Here is a 25,981-nt window from a genome sequence, read left to right as displayed (position 1 = left end):
CCCGGCTCCACCACTACTGAATTCAGCGCTCCGCCCTCCCCTGGCTGGCCTCTCCGGGATAGTCTACCGGAAAACTCTGTACTGCGTACAAGGAGCGAAATGGACACCGAGGAACCGGGCGATCCGCGGCGGGCCATCGAACTGCTGTGGGGCGTGCCCGGTCCCCCGCGCCGCGGCCCGAAGCCGAAGCTGTCGGTCGAGCACGTGGTGTCCGCCGGGATCCGGGTCGCGGACGCGGAAGGACTGGACGCGGTCACCATGCGCCGGATCGCCGACGACCTCGGCGTCGCCACGATGTCGCTCTACACCTACGTGCCCGGCCGCGACGAGCTGCTGGAGCTGATGCTCGACCACGCGCACGGCGAGCTCCCCGGGGAGCTGCCGGAGGGCTGGCGGGCCGGGCTCGCCGCGGTCGCCGAGGACCTGTGGCGGCTCTACCACCGGCATCCGTGGCTGCTGGAGATCCGCGTCGGCCGCCCGACGCTGGGCCCGCACACCTTCGCCAAATACGAGCGCGAACTCGCCGCGATGGACGAACTCGACCTCGACGACGTCCAGCTCGACGCGATCGTCAGCCTGCTCAACGGACTGGTCGCCGGCGCGGCGCGCGGTTCGGTGGACGCGACCCGCGCCGCCCGGCGCAGCGGATTGAGCGACGTCGACTGGTGGAACCGCTCCGCGCCGGTGCTGGCGGAAATCCCGGCGGCCGATCCGGTGCACTTCCCGCGCGCGAGCCGGGTCGGCACCACCGCCGGGCAGACCTACGGCGGATCTTCGGATCCCGAGCACCATTTCCGGTTCGGGCTCGAGCGCATCCTCGACGGGATCGGCCAGCTCGCCGGAGCCTGACCGCGCGAAATTGTCGGCGCCCCGGTTTACCGTTCGGAGAGTGCCGGCGGAACCCGTTCGCCGGCCCGCACCGGGAGGAGACACGCAGTGACCGGGCAGCACGACGCGGCCGAAGCCGCGGTCGCGCAGGCGTTCCGCGACGAGTGGAGCTCCGTCGTGGCCACGCTCATCCGCGTCACTGGCGACTGGGACCTGGCCGAGGAATGCGCCCAGGACGCGTTCGCGCTCGCCGTGCGCACCTGGCCGCGCGACGGCGTTCCCGACCGCCCCGGGGCGTGGCTCACCACCGCCGCCCGCAACCGTGCCGTCGACCGGCTCCGCCGCGCGTCGGCGGGAGCGGACAAACTCCGGCAGGCCGCGCTGCTGGCCGTCCCGGACGAACCGGCAGCCGTCCACAGTGGACAGGATGTGGTCGAAGACGACCGGCTCCGGCTCACCTTCACCTGCTGCCATCCCGCGCTCGCGTTCGAAGCGCAGGTGGCGCTCGCGCTGCGCACGCTCGTCGGGCTCAGCACCGCCGAGATCGCCCGCGCGTTCCTCGTGTCCGAGTCGACGATGTCGCAGCGCCTCGTCCGGGTGAAACGCAAGATCCGCGCCGCCGCGATCCCGTACCGGGTGCCGCCCGCGCACCTGCTGCCCGAGCGCACCGCCGCGGTGCTCGGCGTGCTGTACCTGCTGTTCAACGAGGGGTACTCGGCCAGCGAAGGCGACGACCTCCAGCGTTCCGACCTGGCAGTCGAAGCGATCCGGCTGGCCCGGCTGCTGCATTCCCTGATGCCGGACGAATCCGAGGCCACCGGCCTGCTCGCGCTGCTTCTGCTGCAACACGCCCGCCGCGGCACGCGGAACAGTCCCGACGGCGAGCTGATCCCGCTCGAGGAACAAGACCGCAGCCAGTGGGACACCGCGGCGATCGCCGAAGGCACCACGCTGCTGGAGAGTGCGTTGCGACGGCGCAGCCCCGGGCCGTACCAAGTGCAGGCCGCGATCGCCGCGTGCCACGCCAGTGCCGCGCGCGCCGAAGACACCGACTGGGCGCAGATCGCCGGGCTCTATCTCCAGCTGCGGCGTTACCGGCCGGGTCCGGTGGTCGAACTGAACCGCGCCGTCGCGGTCGGCATGGCCGTCGGGCCCGAAGCCGGGCTCGCGCTCGCCGACCGGCTGACCGAAGACCTGACGGGCTACCACCTGCTGCCCGCCACCCGCGCGGACTTCCTCCGCAGGCTCGGCCGCACCGAAGAAGCCCAGGTCGCGTACACCGAAGCGCTCGCCTTGGCCCCCACCGGAGCCGAACGCGGCTACCTCCGGAGAAGACTTTCGGAAATTTCTTCGCCGGAGGTGTCTGTCTCCGCCCCGGCCGTTCGTCGGGAGGGCAGAACCGACTCCGGAAGGACAGCCATGATCACCAAGACCCTCAGCGCGCCCGGCGCGCAGATCCACTACGACGTCGCCGGATCCGGGCCGCTGCTGCTCCTGGTGCCCGGCGGGCCCGCGGACGCCACCGGGTTCGCCGCGCTGCGCCCGTGCCTCGCCGACCGCTACACCGTCGTCACCTTCGACCCGCGCGGGATCTCCCGCAGCCGTACCACCGATCTCGACGACGACCTGGTCGGCCAGCACGCCGAGGACGTCCAGCGGCTGATCGCCGAACTCGACGCCGGACCGGTTTCGGTGCTGGCCAACAGCGGCGGCGCGATCACCATGCTCGAACACGCCACGCGCTACCCGGGCGCGGTGCGGACGCTCGTCGCGCACGAACCGCCGGTCAGCCGCTACCTCGGCGACCTGCTGGCCGATTTCCCGGACATCCCGGCGATCTACCGGGAGCAGGGCGTCGACGCGGCGATCGGAGCGTTCATGGCCGCCAGCGGCTTCGAGATCCCGCCGCCGCCCGAGCACCCCACCGCCGAGGAAATCGAGCAGGGCAAGCAGATGCGCGGCAACTTCGAGGTGTTCTTCGGCAAGCTGATGGGCGCCATCGGCGCGTGGGAACCCGATCTCGAAGCGCTCGCCGCCGCGGACACCAGGGTCGTCGTCGCGGTCGGCGAGGCGGTCGGGACCCCGGCGTACGAGGCGGGTGTCGGCCTGGCCCGGGCGCTGGGCAGCGAGCCGGTCCGGTTCCCGGGCGACCACGGCGGTTTCGCCGCCGAACCCGAGGCGTTCGCCGCCCGCCTCGCCGAAACCCTCAACGAGGAGAACTGATGCGCTACCTGCTGATGATCGCCGGCTCCGAGGAGCCGACCCCCGAACAGCTCGCGATCGGCTGCGGCGGCTGGTCCGAGGACCTGCTGCAGCGCGGCATCCTCGTCGGCGGCGGCGGACTGCACCCGCCCGCGACAGCCACCACGGTCCGCGTGCGCGACGGCGAGGTCCTGCTCACCGACGGGCCGTTCGCCGAGACCAAAGACCAGATCGGCGGCTACGCCGTGCTCGAATGCGCCGATCTCGACGAGGCCGTCGACCACGCGTCCCGGCACCCGGCCGCCACCTACGGCACCATCGAAGTACGCCCGCTGCTCGGCTGACTCCCGCACCCGCTCCCGGAAAGGAACCCTCTTGCCCTCCATTGTGGACAGAAATGAACAGCGCTACGTCGGCTACCGCGCGACGGTCGGCCCCGACGGCATGGCCGAGGTCGCGCACCGGATCGCCGCGATCATCGGCGCCCTCGCCGAACGCGGCCTCGAACCCGCCTGCGCGCCGTTCTTCCGGTACCTGGTGCTCGGCGCGGACATGGAGACCGTCACTGTCGAGGTCGGCGTGCCGGTCACCGAACCGCTCGACCTCGGCGACGAGTACTTCAACGACGTCCTGCCCGCCGGGAAATACGCACAGGCCACCCACCACGGAGCGCCCAGCGGCCTGTTCGCCGCCACCGCCGACCTGCTCGCCTGGGGCGAAAAGGAGGACGTGCGCTGGGACCGCACCGTCGAGGCCGACGGCGAGCACTGGGTCGCGCGTCTCGAGATCTACCGCACCAACCCGCAGATCGAGCCGGACGCCAACAACTGGGACACCGACCTCTGCTTCCGGCTCGCCGACTGACCTCCCCGGTGTCCCGGGGTCACGCGCCCCGGGACACCACCGCACCGACCAGGCACCCGAATCCGGCCGCGGACAGCACCGTCCGAACCAGGTTCCACCGCACCCACGGCTCCTCGAACTGGGCCCGCAGCGCGGCGAAATCGACCGTGCCCGCGGCGAGGGCGTTGTTCATCGGCACGTTGATCGCGCCGGTCACCACCACCATCGCCACCAGCAGCGCGGCGCCAGCGATGAGCCAGGGCAACCCGCCTCGCGCGCCGCTGGTGAAGTGCAGCACCGCGGCCGCGACGGCGAGCAGCGGCGCGCCCAGGAACGACAGCATGAACCAGCCGTTGAGGATCGCCTCGTTGATCCGGCGCATCGCGGTCACGAACGTGTGGTCGTCGGCATGGGCGAGGCCCGGCATCACCGACACCGTGTACGCGTAGAACAACCCCGCGATCAAGCCTGCCGCGACCACCGCCGCCACGAGCGCCGCCTTGGAAACGATCACCATCGCCTTGCCTTTCGTTTTGTCCCCCAACGCACCCCAGTCAACCCGCAGACCGCGAGACGATCCATCGGTTATCCGCTCGGAGCCATGCGTCATCGTCTCGCTAGGAGACCCCATGCAGCACTCGCTCCCCAACGGCGTCGCGCTCGGCGCCGAGCACTTCGGCGACCCGGCCGCGCCGCTGGTCCTGCTCGCTGGCGGCACCACGATGCTGTCCTGGCCCGACGCCGTGTGCGAAGCCCTTGCCCGCGGCGGACGGCACGTCGTGCGCTACGACCTCCGCGACGCAGGCGCCTCGACCACGATCGACCCGAACGCCCCCGCCTACACCCTGCGCGACCTCGCCGCCGACGCCGCAGCGCTCGCCCGAGAACTCGACGACCGGCCCGCTCACCTGGCCGGCATCGGCGTCGGCGGGATGGTCGCCCAAGTCGCCGCCCTCGACCACCCCCGGGCCTTCTCCGCCCTCACGCTCTGCGGAACGCGCCCCGTCGCCCCCGGTCCCGTCGACGCGGACCTGCCCGATCACGACAAGAAAGCCATGCGCGAACTGTTCTCGCTGCCGATGCCGGACTGGTCGGACCGCGCCGCCGTCGCCGACCGGGCCGCCGCCAGCGCCAAAGTCCTAGCAACGACCCCGACGCGGCCCGAACCGCGGCGGCCCGCATCTTCGACCGTGCGGCCAGCGCGGAGCCCGCCGTGCAGATGGCCAACCATCTCGGCATGGTGTTTTCCAAACTGGACTGCACGCCGCGCTGGCGCGAACGCCTGCCGGAAATCGCGCTCCCGACGGTGGTGCTGCACGGCCGCCGGGACGTGTTCTTCCCGGTGGGCAACGGCGAAGCGCTCGCCCGCGAGATCCCCGGCGCGCGGCTGGTCGTCCTGGAAGACGCCGCGAGCGCGATTCCGGACGCTGCCGCCGAAGAGGTCGCCGCAGCGATGCTCTCCGCCTGACACCGAGCACCGGACTGATTCCCAGCCGCGTCCGCCAGCTCGACGGTTGCCCGGCGCTGCGATCGCGGAGCCTCCCGGGATTTCCTTGGCAGCGCGGAAATAGCGGACTTCCTCGACACTGGGCCAGCGCTCGGAGCGGCAGGTCGGCGCGGCCAGGGATGAGGAAACAATGGACCTTCTCGACACTCGGGCAGCGCTTGCTACGGCGGTCTGCGCTGTCGGGAGGCGGAAGCAACCGACTTCGACGCCCGTCAGCCCGGTCGGAGGGGTGGGAACAATAGACTCCCCGGCACTGGGGCTGCGCTCACTACGGCGGTCTGTGCAGCCGGGGAGGCAACCGACCCGACGCCCGCGCCGGCTGTCGGCGCGGGCGAGGAACCGGAAACTAGCGGGCTTCCTCGCCCCTGTTCCACCGCCCGCAACGCCGCGGCCGGTGAGCCGGAACAGCGGACTTCCTCGACACCGGGCCAGCGATCAGCCCGGCCGGACAGAAGAAAGCTCGCCGCGGCAAGGGAACCCCCGAAAACACGAAGCTTTCCCTTGCCGCGGCGCTAGTCTCGGCCAGGTGGACCCGCTCACCGCGTTGCTCGAAGGACCCCGTGCGCACGGCGCGTTCCTGCTCCGGTCCGTGCTGCGCCCGCCGTGGTCGTTGCGGATCGAGGACGAAGCGCCGCTGACCGTGCTCGCCGTCGTCCGCGGCGATGCGTGGCTCGTGCCCGACAACGCCGAGGCCGTCCGGCTCGACACCGGCGACGTGGCCGTCGTCCGGGGGCCCGATCCCTACCTCGTCGCCGACGATCCGGGGACGCCGCCGCAGGCCGTGATCCGGCCGGGGCAGGAGTGCGTCACGCCCGACGGCGGGCATCTCACCGATCTGACCGAGTTCGGCGTCCGCACCTGGGGTGGCGACCCCGACGGTCCGACCGTGCTGCTCACCGGCACCTACCCGACGGTCGGCGAGGTTTCGCGCCGTCTGCTCGCCGCCGTGCCGAGCGTCGTCACCGCCCGGGCCGGAACCAGCCCGGATCCGCTCGTCGCGATGCTCGCCGACGAAATCGAACGCGACGTCCCCGGGCAGGAAGCCGTCCTGGACCGGGTCCTGGACCTCCTGCTCGTCCGCGTCCTGCGGGAATGGCTCGACCGCCCGGCCGCGCCCGCCTGGTACCGCGCGCACGGCGATCCGGTGGCCGGGCAGGCCCTGCGGCTGCTGCAGGACCAGCCCGAGCATCCGTGGACCGTCGCCGGTCTCGCGAGCGCGACCGGCGTTTCCCGCGCCGCGCTCGCCAGGCGGTTCACCGACGCGGTCGGCGAGCCGCCGATGACCTACCTCGCCACCTGGCGGCTCGCCCTCGCCGCCGACCTCCTGCGCCAGCACCCGGACGCGACGCTCACCGCCATCGCCCGGCAGGTCGGCTACCGCAGCCCCTTCACGCTGAGCGCCGCGTTCAAACGGGAGTACGGGCGCAGTCCGCAGCACTACCGTCTGCGCGAACCTGCCTGAAGCGTCAGTCCTCCTCCCCGAACATCTTCGCGAACAGGTGCCGCACCTTCTCCGCCGCGCCGTCGGACAGGAACAGCTCCAGGTTGTCCGCCGACATCCGCGCCGCCGGCTCGGCGCGTTCGAGCATGACCTGCTCGAACTTCCGCACATCGCCGCCTTCAGCGAGAACCAGCGCAAGCTCGGCGCCGTCGCGCATCGCGAGGTTCGCGCCCTGCCCGGCGAACGGCGACATCAGGTGCGCCGCGTCCCCGATCAGCGTCACGCCGGGCGTGTTCTCCCACCGCACCCCGACCGGTAGCGCGGTCAACGGATACGCCAGCAGCGGCCCGGACGTGGCATCCACCAGGGCCAGGAATTCCGCCGGCCACCCGGCGTAGAGCTCCTTCAGCGCGGCGCGAGCGCGATCCGGGTCGTCGAACGGGATCCCCGACGACTCCATCCAGTCCTCGCTGCACCGCAGCGTCAGATGGACCCGGATGGTGCCGTCTCCGTTGCGCTGCGCGGAAAGCGTCTGCTGATCCCCGATCGCGGAGAAGCTGCCGCGCCCGACGAGCGCCGAAGCAGCCGGGTGCGCCCGGTCCGCGTCGTGGATGACCAGCTCCATCCCGTGCGCGCCGCAGTACGCCGGTTCCGCGTCGGTCAGCAGCGGCCGGATCCTCGACCGGGCGCCGTCCGCGCCGATCAGGAAATCGCAGTCCAGGGTTTCGCCGCCGGACAGGTGGACGCGGTGGCGTCCGTCGCCGAGCGGCTCCGCGTGCGTCACCGCGTGTCCCCAGTGGACAGTCTCTTCCGGAAGCGCGTCGAGCAGCAGTTTCCGCAGCGCGGGCCGGTCCGCCTCGGGACGGCCCCAGCGTTCTTCCCCCTCGTCCGGGGTGACCTCCCGCCGCAGCAAGGTTCCCGCGGAGTCGTACAGGACCATGTCCTGGCCCTCCGGACGGGCGATCGCGCGGTAACCGGCCTCCAGCCCGGCCTCGCGCAGCGCCCACTGGCCCTCGCTGACGGTCAGGTCGAGCGTGCCGCCTTGGACTCGCGCTTCCCTGCTGGCATCGCGTTCGCAGACCACGGCGTCGATCCCGTGCGCGTGCAGCACCCGCGCACACGTCAGCCCGCCGAGTCCTCCTCCGGCGATCACGATTCGCATGATGACATCCCCTCGATACACTGTATTGACGAAATACACCGTATCGGAACCGTCCCGGTACTGTCACCCGAAAAGGAGCGAGCATGGACGAACTGGTGTGGGAACGGCCCGAACCGCCGGCGCGCGCGGCACCGGCGCCGTTGAGCCGCGCCCGCATCGTCGAGACCGCCTGCGCGCTCGCCGACGAAGGCGGACTGGAAGCGGTGTCGCTGCGCAAAGTCGCCGCCGCGCTCGGCGCCGGTCCGATGCGGCTCTACGGCTACCTCGACACCAAAGAAGAACTGCTCGACCTGATGACCGACGCCGTCTACGGCGAGATTCCGCTGCCCGACCCGGACACCGAAGGCGTGGCCGCGCTGCGCGCGCTCGCCCACGGCTGCCGCGCCGCCGTCCAGCGGCACGAATGGTTCGCGGACCTGATCGGCGGACGCCCCGGCCTCGGCCCGAACGCGCTCGCGTACCTGGAGGCGTCGCTCGCCGCCGCGGCCGGTCCTGGCCCGATCGAGGACGCCGTGATCACGGTGTTCACCGTGCACTCCTACGTCACCGGCGCGGTCCGCAGCGAGATCCGCGAACGGCGGCTCATCAGCGACACCGGCCTCGACGAGGAAGGCTGGCACCGCGCCGCCGCGCCGTATCTGAAGCGGATGTTCGACACTGGCCGCTACCCCACCCTGTTCCGCACCGCCCGCGACGCCGTGCACCCGGACGGCGACGCCGTCTTCGCCGCCGGCCTCGAGCGGGTGCTTTCCGGACTCGCTCTCGGCTAGTTACCGCTTAAGCGGCAAGATGGGCGCATGGACACCGCCGCGCTGGGGCCCACGACCCGTGTCATGCACGCGATGGAACAGCTCTGGGCCGAGATCCGGCGGCGGCACGCGGACGTTCCCGAAGCGATCCTGGTGCTGGCGTCGGGAACGATGGGCACCACCACCGAAATCCACGGCCACTTCGCCCGGTCCCGCTGGCACGTCGGCGACGGCGTCGAACCGCGCGCCGAGTTCTTCCTCGGCGCCGAAGGCCTGCGCCGCAGCGCGGGCGAAATCCTCTCCACCACGCTCCACGAAGCCGCGCACGGACTCGCCGCCACCCGCGACATCGTCGACGTCAGCGACGGCCGCTACCACAACAAACGCTTCGCCGCGCTCGCCGCCGAACTCGGCCTGCGCGCCGAACAGGCGGACCGGATCGGCTGGTCCGCCACCACCGCACTGCCCGTGACTCTCGAGGCGTACCAAGGAGAACTCGCCCGGCTCGAAGCCGCGCTGACCGTGTGGCGGCACACCGAACAGGAGGTCGCCCGACGCGCCGTCGCGGCCCCGCCGGACGACCCGGAAACGCCGGACGAGATCGCCGAACCGCTCGCGCCGCCGGTGGTGATCGCCCCGGTCGACGGCCGCGGCGCGCACCGCGGCGGGCCGAACTACGTCGCGGCGATCTGCCGTTGCGAACCCCCGCGCCGGATCCGCGCGGCCCGGTCGATCCTGGAACTGGGGCCGATCACCTGCACCTTGTGCACCGAGCCGTTCATCGAGGCCTGACCGCTGCCGCGGTACCGCTGTAGTGCTTGCACTTTGCTACCACTTCGGGCTACTGTCGCGCTCCACGAGCGAAGGGGGCGCCATGCTGAGCCAGGCAGCGGCAGGCGTGCTGGTACATCAGAGCGAGGTGCTCGAGAACAACGCGGTCGTCGTGCAGGGCCGCGATGGCGTGCTGCTCGTCGACCCCGGGCTCACCCACGAGGAACTGGCCTGCCTCGCCCAGGATCTCCGCGAACTCGGCCAGCCGGTCGCAGCGGGCTTCGCGACGCATCCGGACTGGGACCACGTGCTCTGGCACGCCGAATTCGGCGACGTCCCCCGCTACGGAACCGCCCGGTGCGCCGCCTCCCTGCGGGACCTGCTGGCAAGGCCGGACTGGAAAACCCTTGTCGCCGAAGGATTGCCGCCGGAGATCGCCGACGACGTGCCGATGGACCTGTTCGGCCGCGTCACCGGCCTGCCCGCCGGAACCGCGTACCTCCCCTGGGACGGCCCGCGCGCCCGGATCATCGAACATCCCGCACACGCCCCGGGGCACGCGGCGCTGCTGATCGAGGAACGCGGGGTTCTCGTCGCGGGAGACATGCTTTCCGACGTGCTCGTCCCGATGTTCGGCCGCACCGCCGACCCGATCGAGGACTACCTGACCGGACTGCAGCTGCTGGAAGCCGTGGCGGACGAAGTCGAAATCGTCGTCCCCGGCCACGGATCCGTCGCAGCCGGTCAGGTCCGCGCGCGCATCGAGCTGGATCGCGCGTACGTGCAGGCCCTGCGCGACGGCCGCGAGCCCGACGACCCGAGGATCGGCCCGTCGGCCAAACCCGGCTGGGAGTGGGTCAGCGACCTGCACCGGGGACAGGCCGCGAAGTTCGGCTGATCAGCCGAGCCAGCCGCGATGCAGCGCCGGGGCCAGTTCGTGCGCGGCCGAATCCCGGATGGCGTTCTCGTCGTGGAGATAGCCCTCGGTGGTCGACAACGCGGCGTGCCCGAGGTCGCGCTGCACCTGGCGCGGCGGGACCCCTCGCTCGATCGCGTGCGTCGCGTAGGAATGGCGCGCCGAATGCGGATGGATGGTGTCGCACAACGGCTGCAGGTGCGTCGCGACGAACCGGGCCTCGGCGGTGTCGAGCACCTCCCGCAGCCGCGCGGTCTTGGGCGGCTGGCAGAACGTCGCGCACAACCGGCGCAGCAACGCCGTCACGTGCGACACGTGCACGCGCGCGCCGGTGCTGGTGACGAACAACGGCTCCGCCCGCTTCGCGCCGACCTGCCCGCGCAGCGCCGGGACCTGCGGCGCGGCCCGGTCGGCCAGATAAGCGTCGAGCGCGTCCGCCACCGGCGCGGCCAGCGCGACCTCGCGGTCCTTGGATCCCTTGCCGTGCACGCGAAGCACGCCGAAGCCGCCCGCGGTCGGCCTGCGGTAGTCGCCCAGATCGACGCCGACGAGTTCCTCCGCGCGCACGCCGGTGCCGACCAGGATCTCCACCATCGCCCGGTCGCGCAGGCCGTTCCGGCTGTGCCCGGCCAGCAGCCACGCCGCGAGCAGCAACGCCCGGCACGCATCGAACGACCAGCGCGCGGTCTGCGACGGGACGCCGGAGGGCCGGTTGAGATGCTGCGCCCGCCGGTCCACGAGCGCGGCCGGATTGTGCCCGGCCAAGCCTTCGCGCAGCAGGTACTTGCGGTAGAACGCGGACACCGCCGACAGCATCCGGCCGCGCGTCGTGTCGCGGTACCCGGCCCGCGCAAGCTCGTCCAGCCACTGCTCGACGTGCTCCACCCGGACGTCGGCAAACGACGTGAACCCGTTGCGCAGGCACCACGGCAGCCACGCGAGCGCGTCCGGATCGGTTCGCCGGGCCCGGCCGCGGCGGCGTCCCGGATCGGGCGGCTGGTAGCCGGGCACCCAGTCGAGCGGAATGCCGAGATCGGTCGCGTACGCGACGCGGGTGTTGAGCGACGCGTACACGCGCAGGAACTCCCCGAACCGCTCCCGCGCGTCCTTGCCCGCTCCCCCGGCATCGGTGAGCGCGAGGGTCATGCGCGCCCGCCCGGATACCGCGCGGCGACCCCGGCGAGCACGAGATCGATCCCGGCGAGGAACTGCTCGCGGTCGTCGTGCTCGCGCATCTGGCTCGCCATCAGCCGGGTCGTCTCGTACTCCCGCGGGTCGAGCTTCTCCCACGCTTCCGCCGTGGCGGCAAGGAATTCGGCCCGGTCCGCGTCCGGCTCGGCGACCTGGCTGTTCGCCGCGTTCTGCCCGGCCGCGCCCAGGACGTAGTGCATCAGCACCGACGTCGCGGTGAACCAGTGCTCCTCGGGCACGCCCAGCGCGCGGACCCGGCGGCCGAGGCTTTCGAGGATCCGCGGCGTCACCGGCCCGCCCGGGCTGCGGGACAGCTGGAGCAGCAGCTGCGCGGCCAGCCACGGATGCGCGTCGATCGCGGAGAACAGGCCGAGCGCGACGGCGTGCACTTCCTCCCGCGGCGATCCGGCCGGCTCCGCCGCCAGCGCGTCGGCCACCACCGCGTCGGTCGCGGCGACGAGCAGCTCGCCCTTGTTTGCGACGTGCCAGTAGATCGCCCCGGGCCCGGTCGCGAGCCGCTCGGTGAGCACCCGGAACGTCAGGCCGCTCTCGCCCGCCGCGTCCAGCAGTTCCACCGCCGCCTCGACGATGCGCTCCCGAGAGAGTGCCTCCGTGCGCCGCTGTGCCCGGCGCGTCCCCGTAGCCATGCGCCCATCTTGACACATCTGGTACGCCGTTCCAATATGGAATGGCGTACCAGAACTCTCGGCAGAAGGAGCCCTGTCATGAACACCTCCGTCACGATCGTCGGCGCCGGGCTCGGCGGCCTCACGCTCGCCCGCGTCCTGCACGTCCACGGAATCCCGGCCGCCGTCTACGAGGCCGAGCCCTCCCCGGCGTCGCGGGCCCAGGGCGGTTTGCTCGACATCCACGACTACAACGGTCAGCTCGCCGTCGAAGCCGCCGGGCTGACTTCGGAATTCCGCCACCTGATTTTGGAAGGGAGACAAGAGCTGCGGCTGTTGTCCCGGGACGGGACAGTGCTGTTCAAACAACCAGACGACGGCACCGGCGGCCGCCCCGAGGTCCACCGCGGCGAGTTGCGGCAGCTGCTGATCGACTCGCTGCCGGAGGGCACTGTCCACTGGGGACACAAGGTCAGCGGCGTGCGCGCCTTGGCTCAGGGCTACGAGGTCGCCTTCGCCGACGGAAGCACGGTCACCACCGACCTGCTGGTCGGCGCGGACGGCGCCTGGTCGAAAGTCCGGCCGCTGCTGTCTTCGGCGAAGCCGGAGTACACCGGCGCGTCGGCCGTCGAGACCTTCGTCTACGACTCCGATCGGCGGTTTCCGGCCACGGCCGAGGCGGTCGGCGGCGGGATGCTGCTGGCGCTCTCGCCGGACCAGGGCATCACGGCACACCGCGAGCGCGACGGAATCCTGCACGCCTACATCGGGCTGACCCGGCCGCTGGAATGGTTCGACAGTATCGATTTCGCCGACCCAGCCGCCGCGGCCGCCCGGATCGCGGCCGAGTACGAGGGCTGGTCGACGGCGCTGACCACCCTCATCACCGAAAGCGACACCCCGCCGGTCCTCCGGCCGCACTACGGGCTGCCGATCGGGCACGAATGGAAGCGGGTGCCGGGCGTGACCCTGGTCGGCGACGCCGCGCACCTCGCCCCGCCGAACGGGGAAGGCGCGAACCTGGCCATGCTCGACGGTGCCGAACTCGGTCTCGCCCTCGCCGCGCATCCGGACGACGTGGAGACCGCGCTCGCCGAATACGAACAGGCGATGTTCCCGCGCGGCGCGGAGACCGCCGCCGAGGGCGCGCACCTGCAACGGCAGATGTTCGGCCCCGACGCACCGCACGGCCTGCTCGCGGAATTCGTCGCCGGGACGTAGGACTCCGGGGGTGCGGTCAGGTCACGGACCGCACCCCCGCCGCGCTCAGGCGACCGCCTCCCGCAGCGAAGCGGACAGCGCGCGGGCCTCGTGCTCGGTCATCCGGCCGGTTTCGTACGGCACGCCGTTGACCCACCGTTGCGTCAGCCGGGCGATCCGCTCGCCGTAGCGCTGCGCGGTGACGCGGTCGCCGTGCGACCCGGCGTCCTCCGGGCCGAGGTCGGCGTGGCTCTGGCTCATCAGCCCCAGCCACGAGCCGAGCCGGTTGACGTCGTCGCGGGACCCGCCGCTCCAGTTGTTGCCCGGCATGTCGCCCACGCCGATCCACTGCATGCCCAGTTGCGCGGCGAACACCGACAACTGCTGCAGCACGGTCAGCTTGTCCCCGCTCTGCGACGCGGACATGGTGAACCCGCCGGCGAGTTTGTCCTTCCACGCCTGCGTCGTGAACGGCGTGAAGGCGGCCTCCATGAACGCCTTGAACACCGCGGACACGCTGCCCATCAGCGTCGGGCAGCCCATCACGATCGCGTCGGAACGGTCCAGCAGCGCCATGACCTCGCTGTCGTGCCAGCGGCCCGCGGAGACGTCCTCGGCGCGGAGGTCGACGACGTGCACCCGCACGCCCGGCACCTGCCGCGCCCCTTCGGCGAGATGCTCGGCCAGCAGGCGGGTGTGCCCGTGCACCGAATGGCAGACCACGGTCACCGTGGCCTCGGGGATGCCGTCAACGGCAGTGGCTGTCATGCGAAAACTTCTTCCGGTCGTGGGGAAATCCCCTGCTTGCTCCCCATCTCATCCCGATCCGCGGACGTCATCAACGCCGTTCTCCAGCACCCAGCGATCGGTGACACCGATCGATCGGGCTAGCCTGGTCCGGTGGACAGGATCGAGCTGGAAGCGTTCGTCACGGTCGCGGAGGAACTGCATTTCGGCCGCGCCGCCGAGCGCCTGCACCGCGGGCAGCCGACGGTCAGCGACGCCGTCCGCCGCCTCGAGAAAACCTTGGGCGGCAAGCTGTTCCACCGCACCAGCCGCCGCGTCTCGCTGACCGACCTCGGCGAAGCCCTCCTGCCCGACGCGCACGCCACCCTCGCCCAGCTGCGCCGCTTCCAGCAACGCGGCCGCTCCCTCGCCGGCGGCGACCGGAAACGCACCACGCTCGTCGTCGCCCACGCCGAATACACCGCCCACCAGGTGCTGCTGCGCTGCCTGCCGCGGCTGCGCGAGCAGTTCCCGGACGTCACGATCGTGCCCGAGCCGATGCCGACCACCGCGCAACTCGCCGCGTTGCGCGCGGAAACCGTCGGACTCGGCATCGGCTGGGCGACCGGCGGGATCAACGGCGTGCGGGCGCGGGTGCTGTCCGCCGAACGGTTCGTCGCACTGGTGCCCGCCGCGCATTCCCTTGCCGGACACAAGGAACTGAGCGCGGCCGAACTGTCCTCGACCGCGTTGCTGACCTGGCCGCACCAGATCAACAGCGGGCTCTGCGACCGGCTGCTGTCCGCGTTCCGCATCAGCGGGGCGGATCTGCGGATCATCCGGACCGCCGACAGCGTGCAGGCGATCGCCGCCAACGTCGCGGCCGGGACGGGCATCGGGATCACCGTCGAATCGGCGCTGGACCACCAGCCGCCGGGCCTGCGGATCATCCCGCTGACCGGCCCGTCGACCACCGCCGACCAGGTCGTCCTCCTGCCCGAGAAGCCGTCGGAGGTCGCGCTCGCGCTGCGGGACCTGCTGCTGCGCGCTTCCGTGCCGGGGCAGGGACATAGGTAGGTTGCCAGGAGGGGCTGATTTCGATCAGGGGGGCGACAGTGCTGGACGTACGGCTTTTCGACGCGGACCGGGCGAGCGACGCGGACTGGGACGCACTGCACGAGCTGCAGTTTTCCGCCTGCCGGCTGGATTCCCCGGAACGTCCGCCGATGACGCGGCAGGAGACGATCTCCGGAGTGCGCGCGCCGCAGATCCAGGCGGGCGAGCAGCTGGTGTGGACCGCCCACCGGGACGACCGGCTCGTCGCCAGGACGATCGTGACGCTGCCCGCCGACGGGAACGAACAGCTCGCCCTCGTGCGGCTCCACGTCCATCCGGACGTGCGACGCCAGGGCATCGGGACAGAGTTCTTCCACGCCTTGGAGCCGATGCTGCGGACGCGCGGCCGAACGCGGGCGGAGGGCTGGAACCTGACCCCCAGCGGTCCTGGCGAAAGCTGGGCTCAGGAGCTCGGATTCCGGATCGTGCACACGGCTGTCCTGCAGATCATGGAGCTGAGCGAAGTCGACCGCAGGCGGTGGGACATCGCGGTGCCTGCCGGATACCGGCTGATGCGGTGGGTCGGCGCTGCGCCGGAGTCACTGGTCTCCGCGTATGCGAAGGCTCGCGCGGCGATCGGCGATGCGCCGTTGGGCGAGTCCGAGTTCGGCGCGCCGGATTGGTCGGTGGACCGGGTGCGGCGGATTGAAGCCTCGTATCGCGAACGGGGCATCGAGCATCGGACGGTGGTGGCGGTTTCTTCCGGGGGCGACGTGGTCGGCTTGACGGAGCTGGAAGCGCGGCCGCTGCTGCCGGAGCGGTTGCACCAGGGCGACACCGCGGTGCTCGCCGCGCATCGCGGGCACGGGCTGGGATTGGCCATGAAGTCGGAGATGCTGCGGTGGTTCACGACGGACCGACCCGGCGTGGCGCAAATCTGGACCGGTACGGGTGCGGCGAATACGCACATGATCGCGGTGAACCACCGGCTGGGGTTCGCGACTGTGCGGACGGGCAGCGTGGTGAGCCGGGAGTTGTGAGGGTTCACCGCCAGGAGGGGAACGGCGGCGCGTCGGCCAGCGGCGAGTGCGCGGTCTCCAGCGAAGTGCTGAACGCGGACATCAGCCGGAGGATCATCTCTTCTAGGCGGGTGCCGTCGATGACTTCGACCGCGGGATCCGGAGTCCAGGACGTCCTGGACATGCAGGTGACCTGCACTTGCCCGGCGAGCGGCCGGAAGTGCAGGGTCCGCTCGACGCCCTGGCCGCAGAAGTCGATCTCGCCGTCGTGGCGGGCGCGCAGGTCTCGCAGCAGGCCGGGAAGCTGTTCGACCAGCGTCGACAGGTCGTAGACGACGTCCACCGGCCAGCTTCCGCCGAAGCCGCAGGCGGTGAATGCGCAATCCGTCGTCGCGAGCACCTGGCACGCCTCGATGACCAGTGCGTCGTAGTCGAGATCGCCGTTCAGCATTGGCGCGACGCTGCCGGGCGCGCGCGTAGCGGGTCGCAGAGAGAAGGAAAACCCCGGCAGCTCGCTCTCGGTCATCAGCGTCCCCCATACCTCCGACGTGGTTGCGGCCGATCCTGACACGGCGGCTCCGCGTCCACCGGTCCGGAGTCCCCGGAACGGTTGATCACCGCGTTCGCCGCCGGGACCTGGGCGTTTCGCTCGCTACGCTGATCCGCGGTCCGGACGGCTTGGCGAGGGGCGAAGCATGGCGGAGCGCAGTCCGGACGCGAAAACCTTCGGCGAACGCCTGCGCGAACTGCGCGGCCCGATGACCCAGCACGCGCTCTCCCGGCGTTCCGCGATCGGCTCGGAGGCGCTGACCAGGCAGCGCGTGTCCTACCTCGAGAACGGCCAGGTGCCGACTGCCGGTCAGCTGCGCTGTTACCTGCATGGATGCGGCCGCGAGGACCTGGTCGACGAACTCGACGCGGTTCGCAAGCGGCTGTGCGTGTCCGGTCCGGCGGCGAAGGAACCGGCTGGGCCGGGGCACCGATGGCAGTTCGTCGCGCTGGCGGCCGCGGTGCTGCTGGCTGCCGTGACAGTGACGTTCTGGGTGTTCAACCGTCCGTCCGTGAGCATTGGCGAGTGTGCGCCCGGGTTCGTCTGTTTCTGGAGCGAACCGGAGTTCGGCGGGCAGAAGATCACGCTCGATCCGGTCTGGGCCAGCGAAAACCACTGCGCCGCCCTGCCGTTCGAGGCCCGCTCGGAGATGAACAGCAGCAAAGAACGCCAGCTCGGCTTTCCCGCCCCGGACTGCACCGGCTCGCACACCGTTCTCAACCACCTGGGCGGCACCGAACGCTCGACCTCCGTCCGCTCCTACCGGCACAGCTGACCGGAAAACCGCAGGTCCGCGTGTCCGGCGCAGAACAGGACACGGCAGGACACCCGGTCTTCTGGCCGCGCTCCCGGCACCGGTGCTGTTCTCGATCGGCCACCACCGTGGCGACCGGGGAACGCCATCACCAGGGAGGAACACGATGAGGATCTCGAAGACGCTGACCGTGGCCGCACTGACCCTCGCGGCCGCCGGCGCGACGATCAGCCCAGCGCTCGCCGCACCCGCGCTGGCCCCTTACCGCGTCACGCCGTGGCACGACGCGCGAGTCCGCCAGCTGCCGACGACCCACAGCCAGCAGGTCGACTACGTCACCGCCAACAACGGCTACGACGCCTACTGCTGGACCCACGGCGAGAACATCGAAGGCAACGACATCTGGGTCCGCCAGCTCGGCAACACCTACAAGCAGGGCTACGTGGCCGCCTACTACCTCAAGGGCGGAGTGACCGGCGGCGTCGCCACCCAGTGCCACTGACCTCTTTTTCGGGTGCCCCACCAAGCTCGAACAGGCGGGGCACCCGCTCTGCGCATCAACTATATGAATAATCTAAGTTATCCATATAGTTCAACGTACCCGCCTTCGTCGATAGGTTCTGATTTACTAACTAATACCTGGTGTTTGAGTATTGATACCCTAACTGTAGAGTGGTTCCCACCTGCGGAAAGGGGCACTGATGGAGACGGTGGGGCCGCCGATCCGGCGCGGAAGCCGGGAGGAACGCCGGGAGGCGACCGTGCGGGCGCTGGCCGCCGGGGACGAGGCTGGCTGTGCGTACTGCGGGCAGCCGCTGCCGCCCATCCCCCGGCAAGGCGGGCGGCCGACGCCCTACTGCCCGGCCGATCCGGAGCGGTACGGCCGGTGGGGCGCGAAGGTCGTCACGTGCGCGATGCTCGACGAGCAGCGCGAGATCTGGGTGACCGTCTACGGCCCCGACCAGCCGATGACCCAGCTCGACACCCGGGCGCTCGACGAGCAGCTCGGGTCGGCGCTGTCGGCGTTGGACCCGCTGCACGCGGAACTGTCGGCGCTGCGCACGCACGTCACCGACCAGGCCGCGGCTGCCCTCAAGGCGCGGGAAGAGGCCGAAGCAGCCCGTGACGAGGCGTTGGAGCAGGCCCGGGTCGCGAACGGCGAGCGCGCACACGCGGTAGCGGCGGCGGAGGAAGCGCGAGCAGCCGAGGAAGCGGCCAGGAAACAGTCCGAAGTGGACCGGGAGGAGCGCGACGCTGCGCTCGCCAACGCTGCCACGGCAAGGAAAGCGCAGGAAGGGGCGCTGGCGGTCCGTGACGAAGCCGAGAACAACCGGCAGCGTGCGCTCGAGCAGGCGGCGGCCGCGCATGACCGGGTCACGGCGTTGCAGCGCGAGATTTCCGCGTTGCGGGCGACGGCGGTCGAGGATCTCGAACAGGCGCGCCGCGCGGCCGCGGAGGCGCAGCAGGAATTGCGGGCATCGCTGACCGCCGAGCACGAGAGCCGGATGCGGGAGCAAGAGCAGCGGTTGCGCGAGCAGGCGGCGGAGGCGGACGAGCGGGTGCGCGGTGTGCAGTTGGCGGCTGATCAGCGGGTCGCGGAGTCGGCTGCGCAGTTGAGCCAGGCGACCAAGATCTACGCCGAAACGCTGGCGCCGCTGCACGCTGAGCTGGGGGAACTGCGTGCTCGCGTGCGTGCGCAGCAGGCGGAAATCGACGAATTGCAGCGGCTCCGCGAGGCCGAGAAGGCGGAACAGGCGGAAGAGACCGAGCAGTCGGAGGACGGCGGCGCCTGACCGGGTTGTGGTTGAATACCTCCCGTCGCCGGGGTTGACCGGCTGACAGTCATCGCCCGCGGTGCCTTTCCTGGCCCGTGCAGGCGCGCTCCCGTGAGCACTTCAGCAATCCCCGGCCTCGTCAGGTCGTCCCCAGTCATGCCCGAGAAACGGAGCAGAACCATGCCCACCGAACGCATCACCAACGGCACCGAACGAGCACTGCTCGAGAACACGCTCGACCGCAACCGCGAAGCGCTGGTCGAGACGCTTCGCGGCCTGTCCGAAACCGACGCGCGGCGACGGCTCGTCGCGTCGCTGTCGACGCCGATTTCCGTGGTCAAGCATGCCGCCGCGGCGGAACGGATCTGGTTTCAGCGGTTCTGGGCCGGGCTCGACGAGTCCGAATGCGACGGATACTCGAAGCGCGACGTCGGCACCTTCACCGTAACCGACGACGAGACCGTGGCCGACGTGATCGCCGAATACGAACGCGCCAGCCAGCGGTCGCGGGAGATCGCCGCGCGCTTCGCACTCGACGACACCAAGGAGTTTCCCGGCGAGGGCACCGTCAGCATGCGCTGGACACTGCTCGCGATGATCCAGGAGTTCGCCCGGCACGCGGGACACGGCGACATCCTGCGCGAGCAGATCGACCAGCCGCTCCCCTGACCTCGCCGGCTACCGGTGTTCGGCGAGGAACGGAAGGAGCGCGTCGGCCATCTCGTCGGGCACTTCCTCGGCGAGGTCGTGCCCGGCGTCGAAAACGAGGCCGGTGACGTCGTCCGCCATGATCCGCATCTGGGACTCGGCGCGTTCGCCGATGAACGCCGACCCGCCGAGCGCGAGGACGGGGATGTCCAGTTTCCGTTGCGCCGCTTGCCGATTCTGCTCGGCGTCGACGAGCATCGCCCGGTAGATCGCGAGCATCGCGCGGATGCCGCCGGGCATGGAGTAGCAGCGCACGTACTCCTCGATCGCGTCCGGGGTGGCGCTGTCGGGGCGGCTGCGCTCGAACTTGATCATGTAGGTGATCAGTTCGCGTTCGTGGCCGGCGATGAGCATTTCGGGGACGTCCGGCTGGAAGTAGAAGCCCAGATGCCACAGGTGCATGCCGCCGGCGACGTTCTCGGCGGTGAGCGCGGTGTGGTCCTCGAAGCCGAACCCGGGGAACAACGCCTCGGCGAACACCAGCGACGGCACGCGGTCGCGGTGCCGGGCGGCGAGCTGGTAGCCGATCACCGCTCCCCAATCCTCGCCGACCACGGCGTAGGTCTCGTGGCCGAGGACGGCCATCAGCTCGGCGACGTCGTCGCTCATCGTCGCGGAGTCGTATCCGCTTGCGGGACGGGCGGAATCGCCGAGGCCGCGCAGATCCGGGACGACGACGGTGTACTGCGGCGTGAGTTTCGGGACGAGGTGCCGCCAGTGGTAACCGGTCTTCGGCACGCCGTGCAGCAGCACGACCGCGGGGCCGGACCCGGCGGTTCGGTAGTGGAGGCTCGTTCCGTTGACCGCGGCGCGGCCGGTGCGGACGGGAGTGCTGTCGTGGTCGAGCATCGTTCTCTTTCTTGATCGAGCGTTCCAGATTGAGGACGTAAAACATCAGCCGAGGGCGACGAGGGCTACCTCCACGAGGGGTTCGAGGGCGCGGGCGTCCGGGGTGATCTTCGCGGTGACCAGCAGTCCGTTGAGGAACGTGACCAGAAAGGCGGCCAGCGTGGCCGGATCGTGCGGGGTCGTGATCTCGCCGCGCTCCGCCGCGACGCGCAGCACTTCGGCGATCGCGTCCTGACTCGCGTCCTGCATGTCCCGCACCGTGCGCCGGGTCGCGGCGTCCCCCGGCAGGCGCTCGCAGACGGCGTTGACGGCCAGGCAACCGCGGCCGTCGTCGGACACGGCGATCCGGATCCGCTCGACCAGGAGCGTCCGGATCGCCGAGCGGGCGTCGGCCCCGTTTTTCAGGTTGTCCAAGGCGGTTGCCGCGAGCGTGGCCCGGTAGTGCTCCAGTGCAGCCCGGTACAGGCCGTCCTTGTCGCCGAACGCGGCGTACAGCGAGCCCTGCCCGATGCCGAGGTGCTGGGTCAGATCGCGGACCGAGGTCGCCTCGTAGCCGCGCGACCAGAACAGCTCCATCGCGCGGCTCGCGGCGGCCTCGGTGTCGAACTCTCGGGTGCGGACCATGATCCGCACTCTACGCCTTTCTGGAACATCCGATCAAGAAAGGGGGTCCCTGGATTGGCTACGTCCGGAGCGCTACAGCCACCCGCTCGTCTCAGCGACCCGGACCGCCTCCGCGCGCGTGCGGGCCTGCGTCTTGCCGATGGCCGAAGACAGGTGATTGCGCACCGTCCCCGCCGACAGGCCCAGCGCCTGCGCCATGTCCGCGACTGTTCCGCCTTCCGCCGCGGCGCGCAGGACGTCCGCCTCGCGGTCGGTGAGCGGGCTCGCGCCGCTGGCCAGCGATTCGGCGGCGAGCGCCGGGTCCACGAACCGCAGTCCGGCGTGGACCCGGCGGATCGCGTTGATCAGTTGTTCCGGGCGCGAATCCTTCACCACGAACCCGGCCGCGCCCGCGGACATCGCGCGCGACAGGTAACCGGGGCGGCTGAAGGTGGTGCAGATCAGCACGCGGCACTCCGGCAGCGCGTGCCGCAGTTCGGCCGTCACGGCGAGGCCGTCGCGGCCGGGCATCTGGACGTCGACGAGCGCGATGTCCGGCGCGGTCCGCTGCGCGGCGGGCAGGACCTCGGGGCCTGAGCCGACCTCGGCGACCACCTCGATGTCGGATTCCATCCGCAGCAGGGAGGCCAGTGCGCCGCGCACGAGCGCCTGGTCGTCGGCCAGCAGGACCCGGATCACGCCGCACCTCCGGCCGCCGGGCCGCGGGCCAGCACCCGGAAGCCGCCGTGCGGGCCGCGGCCGTGTTCGAGGGAGCCGGACACCGCGGCCATCCGCTCGGCGAGACCGGTCAGTCCGTGTCCGGGGACGACCTCCGCCGGGACAGTGCCGTCGTCGGCGACCTCCAGCCAGTCCCGTCCGACGCGGACGACGCAGCGCTGTGCGTCGGAGTGGCGGAGTACGTTGGTCACGGCTTCCCTTACTACGTAACCGAAAACGCCCTGCAGTTCGGGAGCTACGGCGTCGGCCGCGGCGGGCAGTTCAGCCTGGACGCCGGCGGCGCGCAACGCCATCCGGGCGCCGGCGACTTCGGTCGCGAACGACACCGTGCGGTAGTCGGACACGGTCGCGCGGACGTCGGAGAGGGCTTCCCGGCAGAGGTCGTCCAGGTCCCGGATCTCGGCGAGTGCCGCGTCGGTGTTGTCCGAAGTCTCCAGGATCCGCCGTGTCAGGCCGAGTTTCAGGGTCATCGTGGAGAGGCTGTGGCCGAGGACGTCGTGCAGGTCGCGGGCGACGCGCTGTCGTTCCTGGTCCACCGCCATCCGCCGGATCTGCTCGCGGGCGAGCCGGAGGTGGCCGATGGTGAACGTCAGCGCGTAGACGATGCCGAGGATGGCGGTGACGGCCACGAGCGTGAGGACCTGGCCCCAGGCGACCCGTCCGTCCCTGACCAGCATCCACGCGATCTGGGCGACGGCAGCTCCGGTGCCGAGAAGCAGGGAGAACCGCAGCGGCAGCAGCATGAGCCCGGTCGCGATGGCGTAGGTGAGGCCGGTGAGATACGCCGGGGAACCGAGGATCAGCGCGGGCGCGGTGCCGAGCGCGAACATCGCCGTGACCATCGCGATCCGCTGCCGCCGCAGCGCGAGCGGGCCGAACCACAGCACCAGCAGGTACGCGATGGCGTAGCAGCCGAGGAAGCCGAAAGCGAGCCCGGTGCGCACCGGGCCGTACCGGCCGTCCGCGATCGCGATCACCCAGGTGGCCAGGAAGCCCATCATCAGGCCGTTGACCACCACGGACCGGACGCGGCCGCGGTGCAGCCCGGGCCCTCCGCTGTGCGCGTCCGTCCAGAAGCTCCAGTCCGGCCACTGGCGGGCCGAGAACCGGTCCGGATCGGGTTCGCGCATGTCGATCATGGTAAGGCCGCCTCGCCGATGATCACCCATGACAAACGGCACGGGCGGTCCGGACGAGGCGATGCTGGAGTTTGGCTATGTTGCAGATCGCGAAGTCCGGCTTGACCAAGTACGAAATCACCAGCGACGGCCGCCTGCTCACCGTGATCGAGGGCCGGTCCGGAGGGCAGTTCCGGCTGGACGGCGTCAGCTATCGGATCCGCCGCCGGCTGCGCAGCTACCAGTTGCTGGCGGCCGACGGGTCGGTGCTCGCGAGCACCCACCGGCCGGGCACGCGCACCTGGAGCGTCGAGAGCGGCGGTGCGGAACTGCGCTTCCGGCGGACCGGGCGTCGTGACCACGTGCAACTCGACGAGGCCGGGAACACCGTCGGCACCCTCACCGCGGGCACCGCTGACCTGTCCGGCGTCAAGCCTGAGCTGCAGGTGTTCGTGCTCGCGGCGCTGGCGATGCGTTCGCGCCGCCGACGCGTCGTGGTCGTCGCGGGCAGTTGAGCGGCGACTACGCTGGACAGGTTCGCCCGCCTTCGCTGGAGAGACCTTGCCCGACCGCCGCACCCTGACCGCCGACTGCACGAGCTGTTTCGCCCTCTGCTGCGTCGCGCTCACCTTCACCAAATCCGCCGATTTCGCGATCGACAAGCGGGCCGGCGACCCGTGCCCGAACCTGCGGTCCGACTTCCGCTGCGGCATCCACGACCGGTTGCGCCCCAAGGGTTTCGCGGGCTGCACCGGGTACGACTGCTTCGGGGCCGGACAGCAGGTGTCGCAGGTGACCTTCGGCGGCCGGAGCTGGCGGGAGGCCCCGGAAACCCGCGAGCGGATGTTCGCCGCGCTCCCGGTGATGCGGCATCTGCACGAACTGCTCTGGTACCTCACCGAAGCGCGCTCGCTGGCCACGACCCGCGAAATCCACGCGGACCTGGACGCGGAGATCACCGAACTGGAGCAGATCACCTCCGAGGACGCGGACGCGGTGCTGGCCATCGACGTCGACGCCCGGCGGGCGCAGGTGAACCCGCTTCTGGTGCGCACCAGCGAACTGGTCCGCGCCGGTGCCGGGCGCAAGAAGGACCGGCGAGGCGCCGACCTGATCGGCGCGAAACTGGCCGGCGCGGACCTGCGCAGCACGAACCTGCGCGGTGCCTACCTGATCGCGGCCGACCTCCGAGGCGCTGATCTGCGCCGCGCTGACCTGATCGGTGCGGACCTGCGCGACGCCGACGTCCGCGGCGCGGACTTCACCGACAGCATTTTCCTTACGCAGTCCCAGGTCAACGCGGCTCGCGGCGACGCCAAGACCAAGCTGCCGCCGCGGCTGGCCCGCCCCGGCCACTGGTGAGTCAGCGCGGGCGGGTAGACCCGACGACGACCCCGCCGAGCCGCGCGATCCAGCTGCCGCACACACAACGCACGTAGTCGGCCCTGCTGCCCGCCGACGCGGGAACGACAGCGGACGAGGGCAGCTCGGCCAAGGGCCAGCCACAGCGGGGGCAACGGTTTTCTTCCATGCCGCCATCGTGCGGTAATGGTTCAGTGCAGTTCAACCCTTACGGATTTCGCGGCGGTCGCGTTCGTCACGGATTAGCAGTACTGGCACCCGGGTACGCAGCAGCATGGCGCACCCGAACGGAACGGACACCGCAGACCTCGTGCTCACTTTCGGGCACGACGAACTGATCATCCGCCGCCGGTACGAAACCTTGAGCATCGGCAACGACATCCTCATCGCCCTCTGGTTCGTCGCCGGAAGCATCCTGTTCTTCTACGAGTCCCTCGCCACCCTGGCCGCCTGGTTCTTCCTCGTCGGCAGCATCGAACTGCTGATCCGCCCGGTGATCCGGCTGACCCGCGCGGTGCACCTCCGCCGCATCCGCCGCGACGGGGCCGTGGATTCCACGCCCGATTTCTGACCGGCTCGCCCCCCTGCTCCGCGGCCAGCGATCTCGGGCGGAGACCTGCTTGAGCAGTTGCTCAAATCTCGTCTATCCTCTCTTTTGAGCAACTGCTCAAAAGCGGGTTGGCGGTCGTGCACACGACCGGAGTGGGGGTAGCAATGACGAGCGTCCGTCCCGATCCCGGCCAGCCACTTCGCCGCGATCGCTGGTACCAGGCGGTCACCCGGATGCTGGCGATAGCGCTGCTGCCGGTGGCGTTCGTGATCACGCCGGGTCGGGCTCGGCGTACCGCCTGCCAGTGGGCCCTGGCGGTGCGTTTCCCCGCCGAGGACCTCACCGGTCTGACGCCCGCGACCCGTGCCGCGTTCATCGCAGCGCGCACGCAGGCGTTATGGCAAGACGGTGAGCTCATCGGGCTCACCTCGGGACATCGGGACGCCGGGGAACAGGAGCGCTTGTTCGCCGAGGAGGTCCGTCGGAGCGGGTCGCCAGCGGCGGCCCGGTTGCGGGCGCTGCCGCCGGACGAGTCCCGACACGTCGCGGGGACTGCCCTGGACGTGCGGCCAGTCGAGGGTTCGCGTTGGCTGGAGCGGTATGGCGCGCGCCATCACCTGTATCGGAGGTACGACAACGAATGGTGGCACTTCGAGTACTGGCCCGCCGGGCGTCCGGAGCGGCTGCCGCACCCGGGTGCCGTCGGTCACCGACTGTCGGGGCCTCTACGGTGAAGC

At 70.9% G+C, this 25,981-nt stretch carries 30 protein-coding genes and 2 pseudogenes; 22 read left to right on the top strand and 10 right to left on the bottom strand.

What is annotated here, in order from left to right; all coding sequences use genetic code 11:
- Positions 1-99 precede the first annotated feature (99 nt).
- The 5 genes and pseudogenes from DMP23_RS17060 to DMP23_RS17040 all read left to right on the top strand — a co-directional run bounded on the left by DMP23_RS17060 (position 100) and on the right by DMP23_RS17040 (position 3,894).
- Positions 100-849, top strand: coding sequence for a TetR/AcrR family transcriptional regulator (locus DMP23_RS17060; RefSeq protein WP_037806149.1), 750 nt, complete (start codon positions 100-102; stop codon positions 847-849).
- A gap of 87 nt (positions 850-936) precedes the next feature.
- Positions 937-2,178, top strand: a pseudogene (locus DMP23_RS17055) (RNA polymerase sigma factor); the annotation flags it as partial.
- A 69-nt stretch (positions 2,179-2,247) separates the two neighbouring features.
- Positions 2,248-3,051, top strand: coding sequence for an alpha/beta fold hydrolase (locus tag DMP23_RS17050; protein WP_337824407.1), 804 nt, complete (start codon positions 2,248-2,250; stop codon positions 3,049-3,051).
- Entirely contained in the window at positions 3,051-3,374 is a 324-nt protein-coding gene (locus DMP23_RS17045) for a YciI family protein (RefSeq protein ID WP_037806147.1), read from the top strand. The genes DMP23_RS17050 and DMP23_RS17045 overlap by 1 nt, the downstream gene beginning before the upstream one ends.
- A 31-nt stretch (positions 3,375-3,405) precedes the next feature.
- On the top strand, positions 3,406-3,894 hold the full coding sequence (locus DMP23_RS17040) for a GyrI-like domain-containing protein (protein WP_238606391.1): 489 nt from the start codon (positions 3,406-3,408) through the stop codon (positions 3,892-3,894).
- 19 nt (positions 3,895-3,913) lie between these two features.
- Here DMP23_RS17040 and DMP23_RS17035 read toward each other — a convergent pair whose 3' ends face one another.
- Complete coding sequence (locus DMP23_RS17035; RefSeq protein WP_337821671.1) at positions 3,914-4,390, bottom strand: anthrone oxygenase family protein; 477 nt, start codon at positions 4,388-4,390, stop codon at positions 3,914-3,916.
- A 112-nt stretch (positions 4,391-4,502) separates the two neighbouring features.
- Here DMP23_RS17035 and DMP23_RS17030 point away from each other — a divergent pair.
- The 3 genes and pseudogenes from DMP23_RS17030 to DMP23_RS17020 all read left to right on the top strand — a co-directional run.
- A pseudogene (locus DMP23_RS17030) lies at positions 4,503-4,982 on the top strand (alpha/beta fold hydrolase); the annotation flags it as partial.
- A 104-nt stretch (positions 4,983-5,086) separates the two neighbouring features.
- Positions 5,087-5,341, top strand: coding sequence for an alpha/beta fold hydrolase (locus DMP23_RS17025; RefSeq protein WP_337824513.1), 255 nt, complete (start codon positions 5,087-5,089; stop codon positions 5,339-5,341).
- Between the two features lie 565 nt (positions 5,342-5,906).
- Complete coding sequence (locus DMP23_RS17020; RefSeq protein WP_337821670.1) at positions 5,907-6,842, top strand: AraC family transcriptional regulator; 936 nt, start codon at positions 5,907-5,909, stop codon at positions 6,840-6,842.
- A gap of 4 nt (positions 6,843-6,846) precedes the next feature.
- On the opposite strand, the gene DMP23_RS17015 is transcribed toward DMP23_RS17020, so the two are convergent.
- Complete coding sequence (locus DMP23_RS17015; RefSeq protein WP_238606388.1) at positions 6,847-7,983, bottom strand: FAD-dependent oxidoreductase; 1,137 nt, start codon at positions 7,981-7,983, stop codon at positions 6,847-6,849.
- Between the two features lie 83 nt (positions 7,984-8,066).
- Here DMP23_RS17015 and DMP23_RS17010 point away from each other — a divergent pair, with 83 nt between their 5' ends.
- The 3 genes from DMP23_RS17010 to DMP23_RS17000 all read left to right on the top strand — a co-directional run bounded on the left by DMP23_RS17010 (position 8,067) and on the right by DMP23_RS17000 (position 10,401).
- Entirely contained in the window at positions 8,067-8,753 is a 687-nt protein-coding gene (locus tag DMP23_RS17010; RefSeq protein ID WP_043838712.1) for a TetR/AcrR family transcriptional regulator C-terminal domain-containing protein, read from the top strand.
- 27 nt (positions 8,754-8,780) lie between these two features.
- Entirely contained in the window at positions 8,781-9,524 is a 744-nt protein-coding gene (locus DMP23_RS17005) for a hypothetical protein (protein ID WP_337821669.1), read from the top strand.
- Between the two features lie 82 nt (positions 9,525-9,606).
- A complete protein-coding gene (locus tag DMP23_RS17000; protein WP_337821668.1) occupies positions 9,607-10,401 on the top strand; it encodes an MBL fold metallo-hydrolase in 795 nt (264 codons plus the stop codon).
- Here DMP23_RS17000 and DMP23_RS16995 read toward each other — a convergent pair whose 3' ends face one another.
- The gene (locus DMP23_RS16995; protein ID WP_337821667.1) at positions 10,402-11,565 is read right to left on the bottom strand and encodes a tyrosine-type recombinase/integrase; all 1,164 of its coding nucleotides are present in this window, start codon (positions 11,563-11,565) and stop codon (positions 10,402-10,404) included.
- Complete coding sequence (locus tag DMP23_RS16990) at positions 11,562-12,257, bottom strand: TetR/AcrR family transcriptional regulator (protein WP_037806128.1); 696 nt, start codon at positions 12,255-12,257, stop codon at positions 11,562-11,564. The genes DMP23_RS16995 and DMP23_RS16990 overlap by 4 nt, the downstream gene beginning before the upstream one ends.
- Before the next feature lie 78 nt (positions 12,258-12,335).
- On the opposite strand from DMP23_RS16990, the gene DMP23_RS16985 reads away from it, so the two are divergent.
- A complete protein-coding gene (locus DMP23_RS16985) occupies positions 12,336-13,457 on the top strand; it encodes an FAD-dependent oxidoreductase (RefSeq protein WP_337821666.1) in 1,122 nt (373 codons plus the stop codon).
- A 45-nt stretch (positions 13,458-13,502) separates the two neighbouring features.
- Here the strand turns inward: DMP23_RS16985 and DMP23_RS16980 are convergent, their stop codons facing one another.
- The gene (locus DMP23_RS16980; protein ID WP_078870168.1) at positions 13,503-14,204 is read right to left on the bottom strand and encodes a flavodoxin family protein; all 702 of its coding nucleotides are present in this window, start codon (positions 14,202-14,204) and stop codon (positions 13,503-13,505) included.
- Between the two features lie 132 nt (positions 14,205-14,336).
- Here DMP23_RS16980 and DMP23_RS16975 point away from each other — a divergent pair, with 132 nt between their 5' ends.
- Both DMP23_RS16975 and DMP23_RS16970 read left to right on the top strand, forming a co-directional pair.
- Complete coding sequence (locus tag DMP23_RS16975; RefSeq protein ID WP_337821665.1) at positions 14,337-15,239, top strand: LysR family transcriptional regulator; 903 nt, start codon at positions 14,337-14,339, stop codon at positions 15,237-15,239.
- A 38-nt stretch (positions 15,240-15,277) separates the two neighbouring features.
- The gene (locus DMP23_RS16970; RefSeq protein ID WP_337821664.1) at positions 15,278-16,258 is read left to right on the top strand and encodes a GNAT family N-acetyltransferase; all 981 of its coding nucleotides are present in this window, start codon (positions 15,278-15,280) and stop codon (positions 16,256-16,258) included.
- Positions 16,259-16,262: 4 nt separating this feature from the next.
- On the opposite strand, the gene DMP23_RS16965 is transcribed toward DMP23_RS16970, so the two are convergent.
- On the bottom strand, positions 16,263-16,763 hold the full coding sequence (locus tag DMP23_RS16965; RefSeq protein ID WP_337821663.1) for a hypothetical protein: 501 nt from the start codon (positions 16,761-16,763) through the stop codon (positions 16,263-16,265).
- A gap of 169 nt (positions 16,764-16,932) precedes the next feature.
- Between DMP23_RS16965 and DMP23_RS16960 the strand changes: the two genes are divergently transcribed.
- The 4 genes from DMP23_RS16960 to DMP23_RS16945 all read left to right on the top strand — a co-directional run bounded on the left by DMP23_RS16960 (position 16,933) and on the right by DMP23_RS16945 (position 19,985).
- Positions 16,933-17,562, top strand: a complete 630-nt coding sequence (locus DMP23_RS16960) for a peptidase inhibitor family I36 protein (protein WP_337821662.1) — start codon at positions 16,933-16,935, stop codon at positions 17,560-17,562.
- Between the two features lie 145 nt (positions 17,563-17,707).
- On the top strand, positions 17,708-18,043 hold the full coding sequence (locus tag DMP23_RS16955; RefSeq protein ID WP_337821661.1) for a hypothetical protein: 336 nt from the start codon (positions 17,708-17,710) through the stop codon (positions 18,041-18,043).
- Positions 18,044-18,242: 199 nt separating this feature from the next.
- Positions 18,243-19,334: a hypothetical protein gene (locus DMP23_RS16950; protein WP_337821660.1), complete on the top strand. Its 1,092-nt coding sequence runs from the start codon at positions 18,243-18,245 to the stop codon at positions 19,332-19,334.
- A gap of 162 nt (positions 19,335-19,496) precedes the next feature.
- A complete protein-coding gene (locus DMP23_RS16945) occupies positions 19,497-19,985 on the top strand; it encodes a DinB family protein (RefSeq protein ID WP_337821659.1) in 489 nt (162 codons plus the stop codon).
- Positions 19,986-19,994: 9 nt separating this feature from the next.
- Here DMP23_RS16945 and DMP23_RS16940 read toward each other — a convergent pair whose 3' ends face one another.
- The 4 genes from DMP23_RS16940 to DMP23_RS16925 form a co-directional block, all read right to left on the bottom strand.
- A complete protein-coding gene (locus DMP23_RS16940) occupies positions 19,995-20,873 on the bottom strand; it encodes an alpha/beta fold hydrolase (RefSeq protein WP_337821658.1) in 879 nt (292 codons plus the stop codon).
- 45 nt (positions 20,874-20,918) lie between these two features.
- Positions 20,919-21,497: a TetR/AcrR family transcriptional regulator gene (locus DMP23_RS16935; protein WP_337821657.1), complete on the bottom strand. Its 579-nt coding sequence runs from the start codon at positions 21,495-21,497 to the stop codon at positions 20,919-20,921.
- Between the two features lie 72 nt (positions 21,498-21,569).
- The gene (locus DMP23_RS16930; protein WP_037806115.1) at positions 21,570-22,175 is read right to left on the bottom strand and encodes a response regulator transcription factor; all 606 of its coding nucleotides are present in this window, start codon (positions 22,173-22,175) and stop codon (positions 21,570-21,572) included.
- Positions 22,172-23,344, bottom strand: coding sequence for a sensor histidine kinase (locus tag DMP23_RS16925; RefSeq protein ID WP_337821656.1), 1,173 nt, complete (start codon positions 23,342-23,344; stop codon positions 22,172-22,174). Before DMP23_RS16925 ends, DMP23_RS16930 begins: the two co-directional genes overlap by 4 nt.
- 86 nt (positions 23,345-23,430) lie before the next feature.
- On the opposite strand from DMP23_RS16925, the gene DMP23_RS16920 reads away from it, so the two are divergent.
- The 4 genes from DMP23_RS16920 to DMP23_RS16905 all read left to right on the top strand — a co-directional run bounded on the left by DMP23_RS16920 (position 23,431) and on the right by DMP23_RS16905 (position 25,978).
- Positions 23,431-23,847, top strand: coding sequence for a hypothetical protein (locus tag DMP23_RS16920; RefSeq protein ID WP_238606374.1), 417 nt, complete (start codon positions 23,431-23,433; stop codon positions 23,845-23,847).
- A gap of 46 nt (positions 23,848-23,893) precedes the next feature.
- Positions 23,894-24,694, top strand: coding sequence for a pentapeptide repeat-containing protein (locus tag DMP23_RS16915; protein WP_337821655.1), 801 nt, complete (start codon positions 23,894-23,896; stop codon positions 24,692-24,694).
- Between the two features lie 274 nt (positions 24,695-24,968).
- Positions 24,969-25,265, top strand: coding sequence for a YrhK family protein (locus DMP23_RS16910; protein ID WP_337821654.1), 297 nt, complete (start codon positions 24,969-24,971; stop codon positions 25,263-25,265).
- A gap of 143 nt (positions 25,266-25,408) precedes the next feature.
- Positions 25,409-25,978 (top strand): D-alanyl-D-alanine carboxypeptidase family protein, encoded by a 570-nt coding sequence (locus tag DMP23_RS16905; RefSeq protein ID WP_337821653.1) that lies wholly within the window; start codon positions 25,409-25,411, stop codon positions 25,976-25,978.
- Positions 25,979-25,981 lie beyond the last annotated feature (3 nt).

Origin of the sequence: Amycolatopsis sp. A1MSW2902, assembly GCF_017312175.1 — a bacterium.
Taxonomy (GTDB): domain Bacteria; phylum Actinomycetota; class Actinomycetes; order Mycobacteriales; family Pseudonocardiaceae; genus Amycolatopsis; species Amycolatopsis nivea.
The sequence above is the reverse complement of the archived record's forward strand: the minus strand, read 5'-3'. Positions and strand labels throughout refer to the sequence as shown.

Coding starts and splice junctions, on each gene's coding strand:
- DMP23_RS17060 (WP_037806149.1), top strand. CDS start 100: ATGGACACCGAGGAACCGGGCGATCCGCGGCGGGCCATCGAACTGCTG.
- DMP23_RS17050 (WP_337824407.1), top strand. CDS start 2,248: ATGATCACCAAGACCCTCAGCGCGCCCGGCGCGCAGATCCACTACGAC.
- DMP23_RS17045 (WP_037806147.1), top strand. CDS start 3,051: ATGCGCTACCTGCTGATGATCGCCGGCTCCGAGGAGCCGACCCCCGAA.
- DMP23_RS17035 (WP_337821671.1), bottom strand. CDS start 4,390: ATGGTGATCGTTTCCAAGGCGGCGCTCGTGGCGGCGGTGGTCGCGGCA.
- DMP23_RS17015 (WP_238606388.1), bottom strand. CDS start 7,983: ATGCGAATCGTGATCGCCGGAGGAGGACTCGGCGGGCTGACGTGTGCG.
- DMP23_RS17010 (WP_043838712.1), top strand. CDS start 8,067: ATGGACGAACTGGTGTGGGAACGGCCCGAACCGCCGGCGCGCGCGGCA.
- DMP23_RS17005 (WP_337821669.1), top strand. CDS start 8,781: ATGGACACCGCCGCGCTGGGGCCCACGACCCGTGTCATGCACGCGATG.
- DMP23_RS17000 (WP_337821668.1), top strand. CDS start 9,607: ATGCTGAGCCAGGCAGCGGCAGGCGTGCTGGTACATCAGAGCGAGGTG.
- DMP23_RS16995 (WP_337821667.1), bottom strand. CDS start 11,565: ATGACCCTCGCGCTCACCGATGCCGGGGGAGCGGGCAAGGACGCGCGG.
- DMP23_RS16990 (WP_037806128.1), bottom strand. CDS start 12,257: ATGGCTACGGGGACGCGCCGGGCACAGCGGCGCACGGAGGCACTCTCT.
- DMP23_RS16985 (WP_337821666.1), top strand. CDS start 12,336: ATGAACACCTCCGTCACGATCGTCGGCGCCGGGCTCGGCGGCCTCACG.
- DMP23_RS16980 (WP_078870168.1), bottom strand. CDS start 14,204: ATGACAGCCACTGCCGTTGACGGCATCCCCGAGGCCACGGTGACCGTG.
- DMP23_RS16965 (WP_337821663.1), bottom strand. CDS start 16,763: ATGACCGAGAGCGAGCTGCCGGGGTTTTCCTTCTCTCTGCGACCCGCT.
- DMP23_RS16960 (WP_337821662.1), top strand. CDS start 16,933: ATGGCGGAGCGCAGTCCGGACGCGAAAACCTTCGGCGAACGCCTGCGC.
- DMP23_RS16955 (WP_337821661.1), top strand. CDS start 17,708: ATGAGGATCTCGAAGACGCTGACCGTGGCCGCACTGACCCTCGCGGCC.
- DMP23_RS16950 (WP_337821660.1), top strand. CDS start 18,243: ATGGAGACGGTGGGGCCGCCGATCCGGCGCGGAAGCCGGGAGGAACGC.
- DMP23_RS16945 (WP_337821659.1), top strand. CDS start 19,497: ATGCCCACCGAACGCATCACCAACGGCACCGAACGAGCACTGCTCGAG.
- DMP23_RS16940 (WP_337821658.1), bottom strand. CDS start 20,873: ATGCTCGACCACGACAGCACTCCCGTCCGCACCGGCCGCGCCGCGGTC.
- DMP23_RS16935 (WP_337821657.1), bottom strand. CDS start 21,497: ATGGTCCGCACCCGAGAGTTCGACACCGAGGCCGCCGCGAGCCGCGCG.
- DMP23_RS16925 (WP_337821656.1), bottom strand. CDS start 23,344: ATGCGCGAACCCGATCCGGACCGGTTCTCGGCCCGCCAGTGGCCGGAC.
- DMP23_RS16920 (WP_238606374.1), top strand. CDS start 23,431: ATGTTGCAGATCGCGAAGTCCGGCTTGACCAAGTACGAAATCACCAGC.
- DMP23_RS16910 (WP_337821654.1), top strand. CDS start 24,969: ATGGCGCACCCGAACGGAACGGACACCGCAGACCTCGTGCTCACTTTC.
- DMP23_RS16905 (WP_337821653.1), top strand. CDS start 25,409: ATGACGAGCGTCCGTCCCGATCCCGGCCAGCCACTTCGCCGCGATCGC.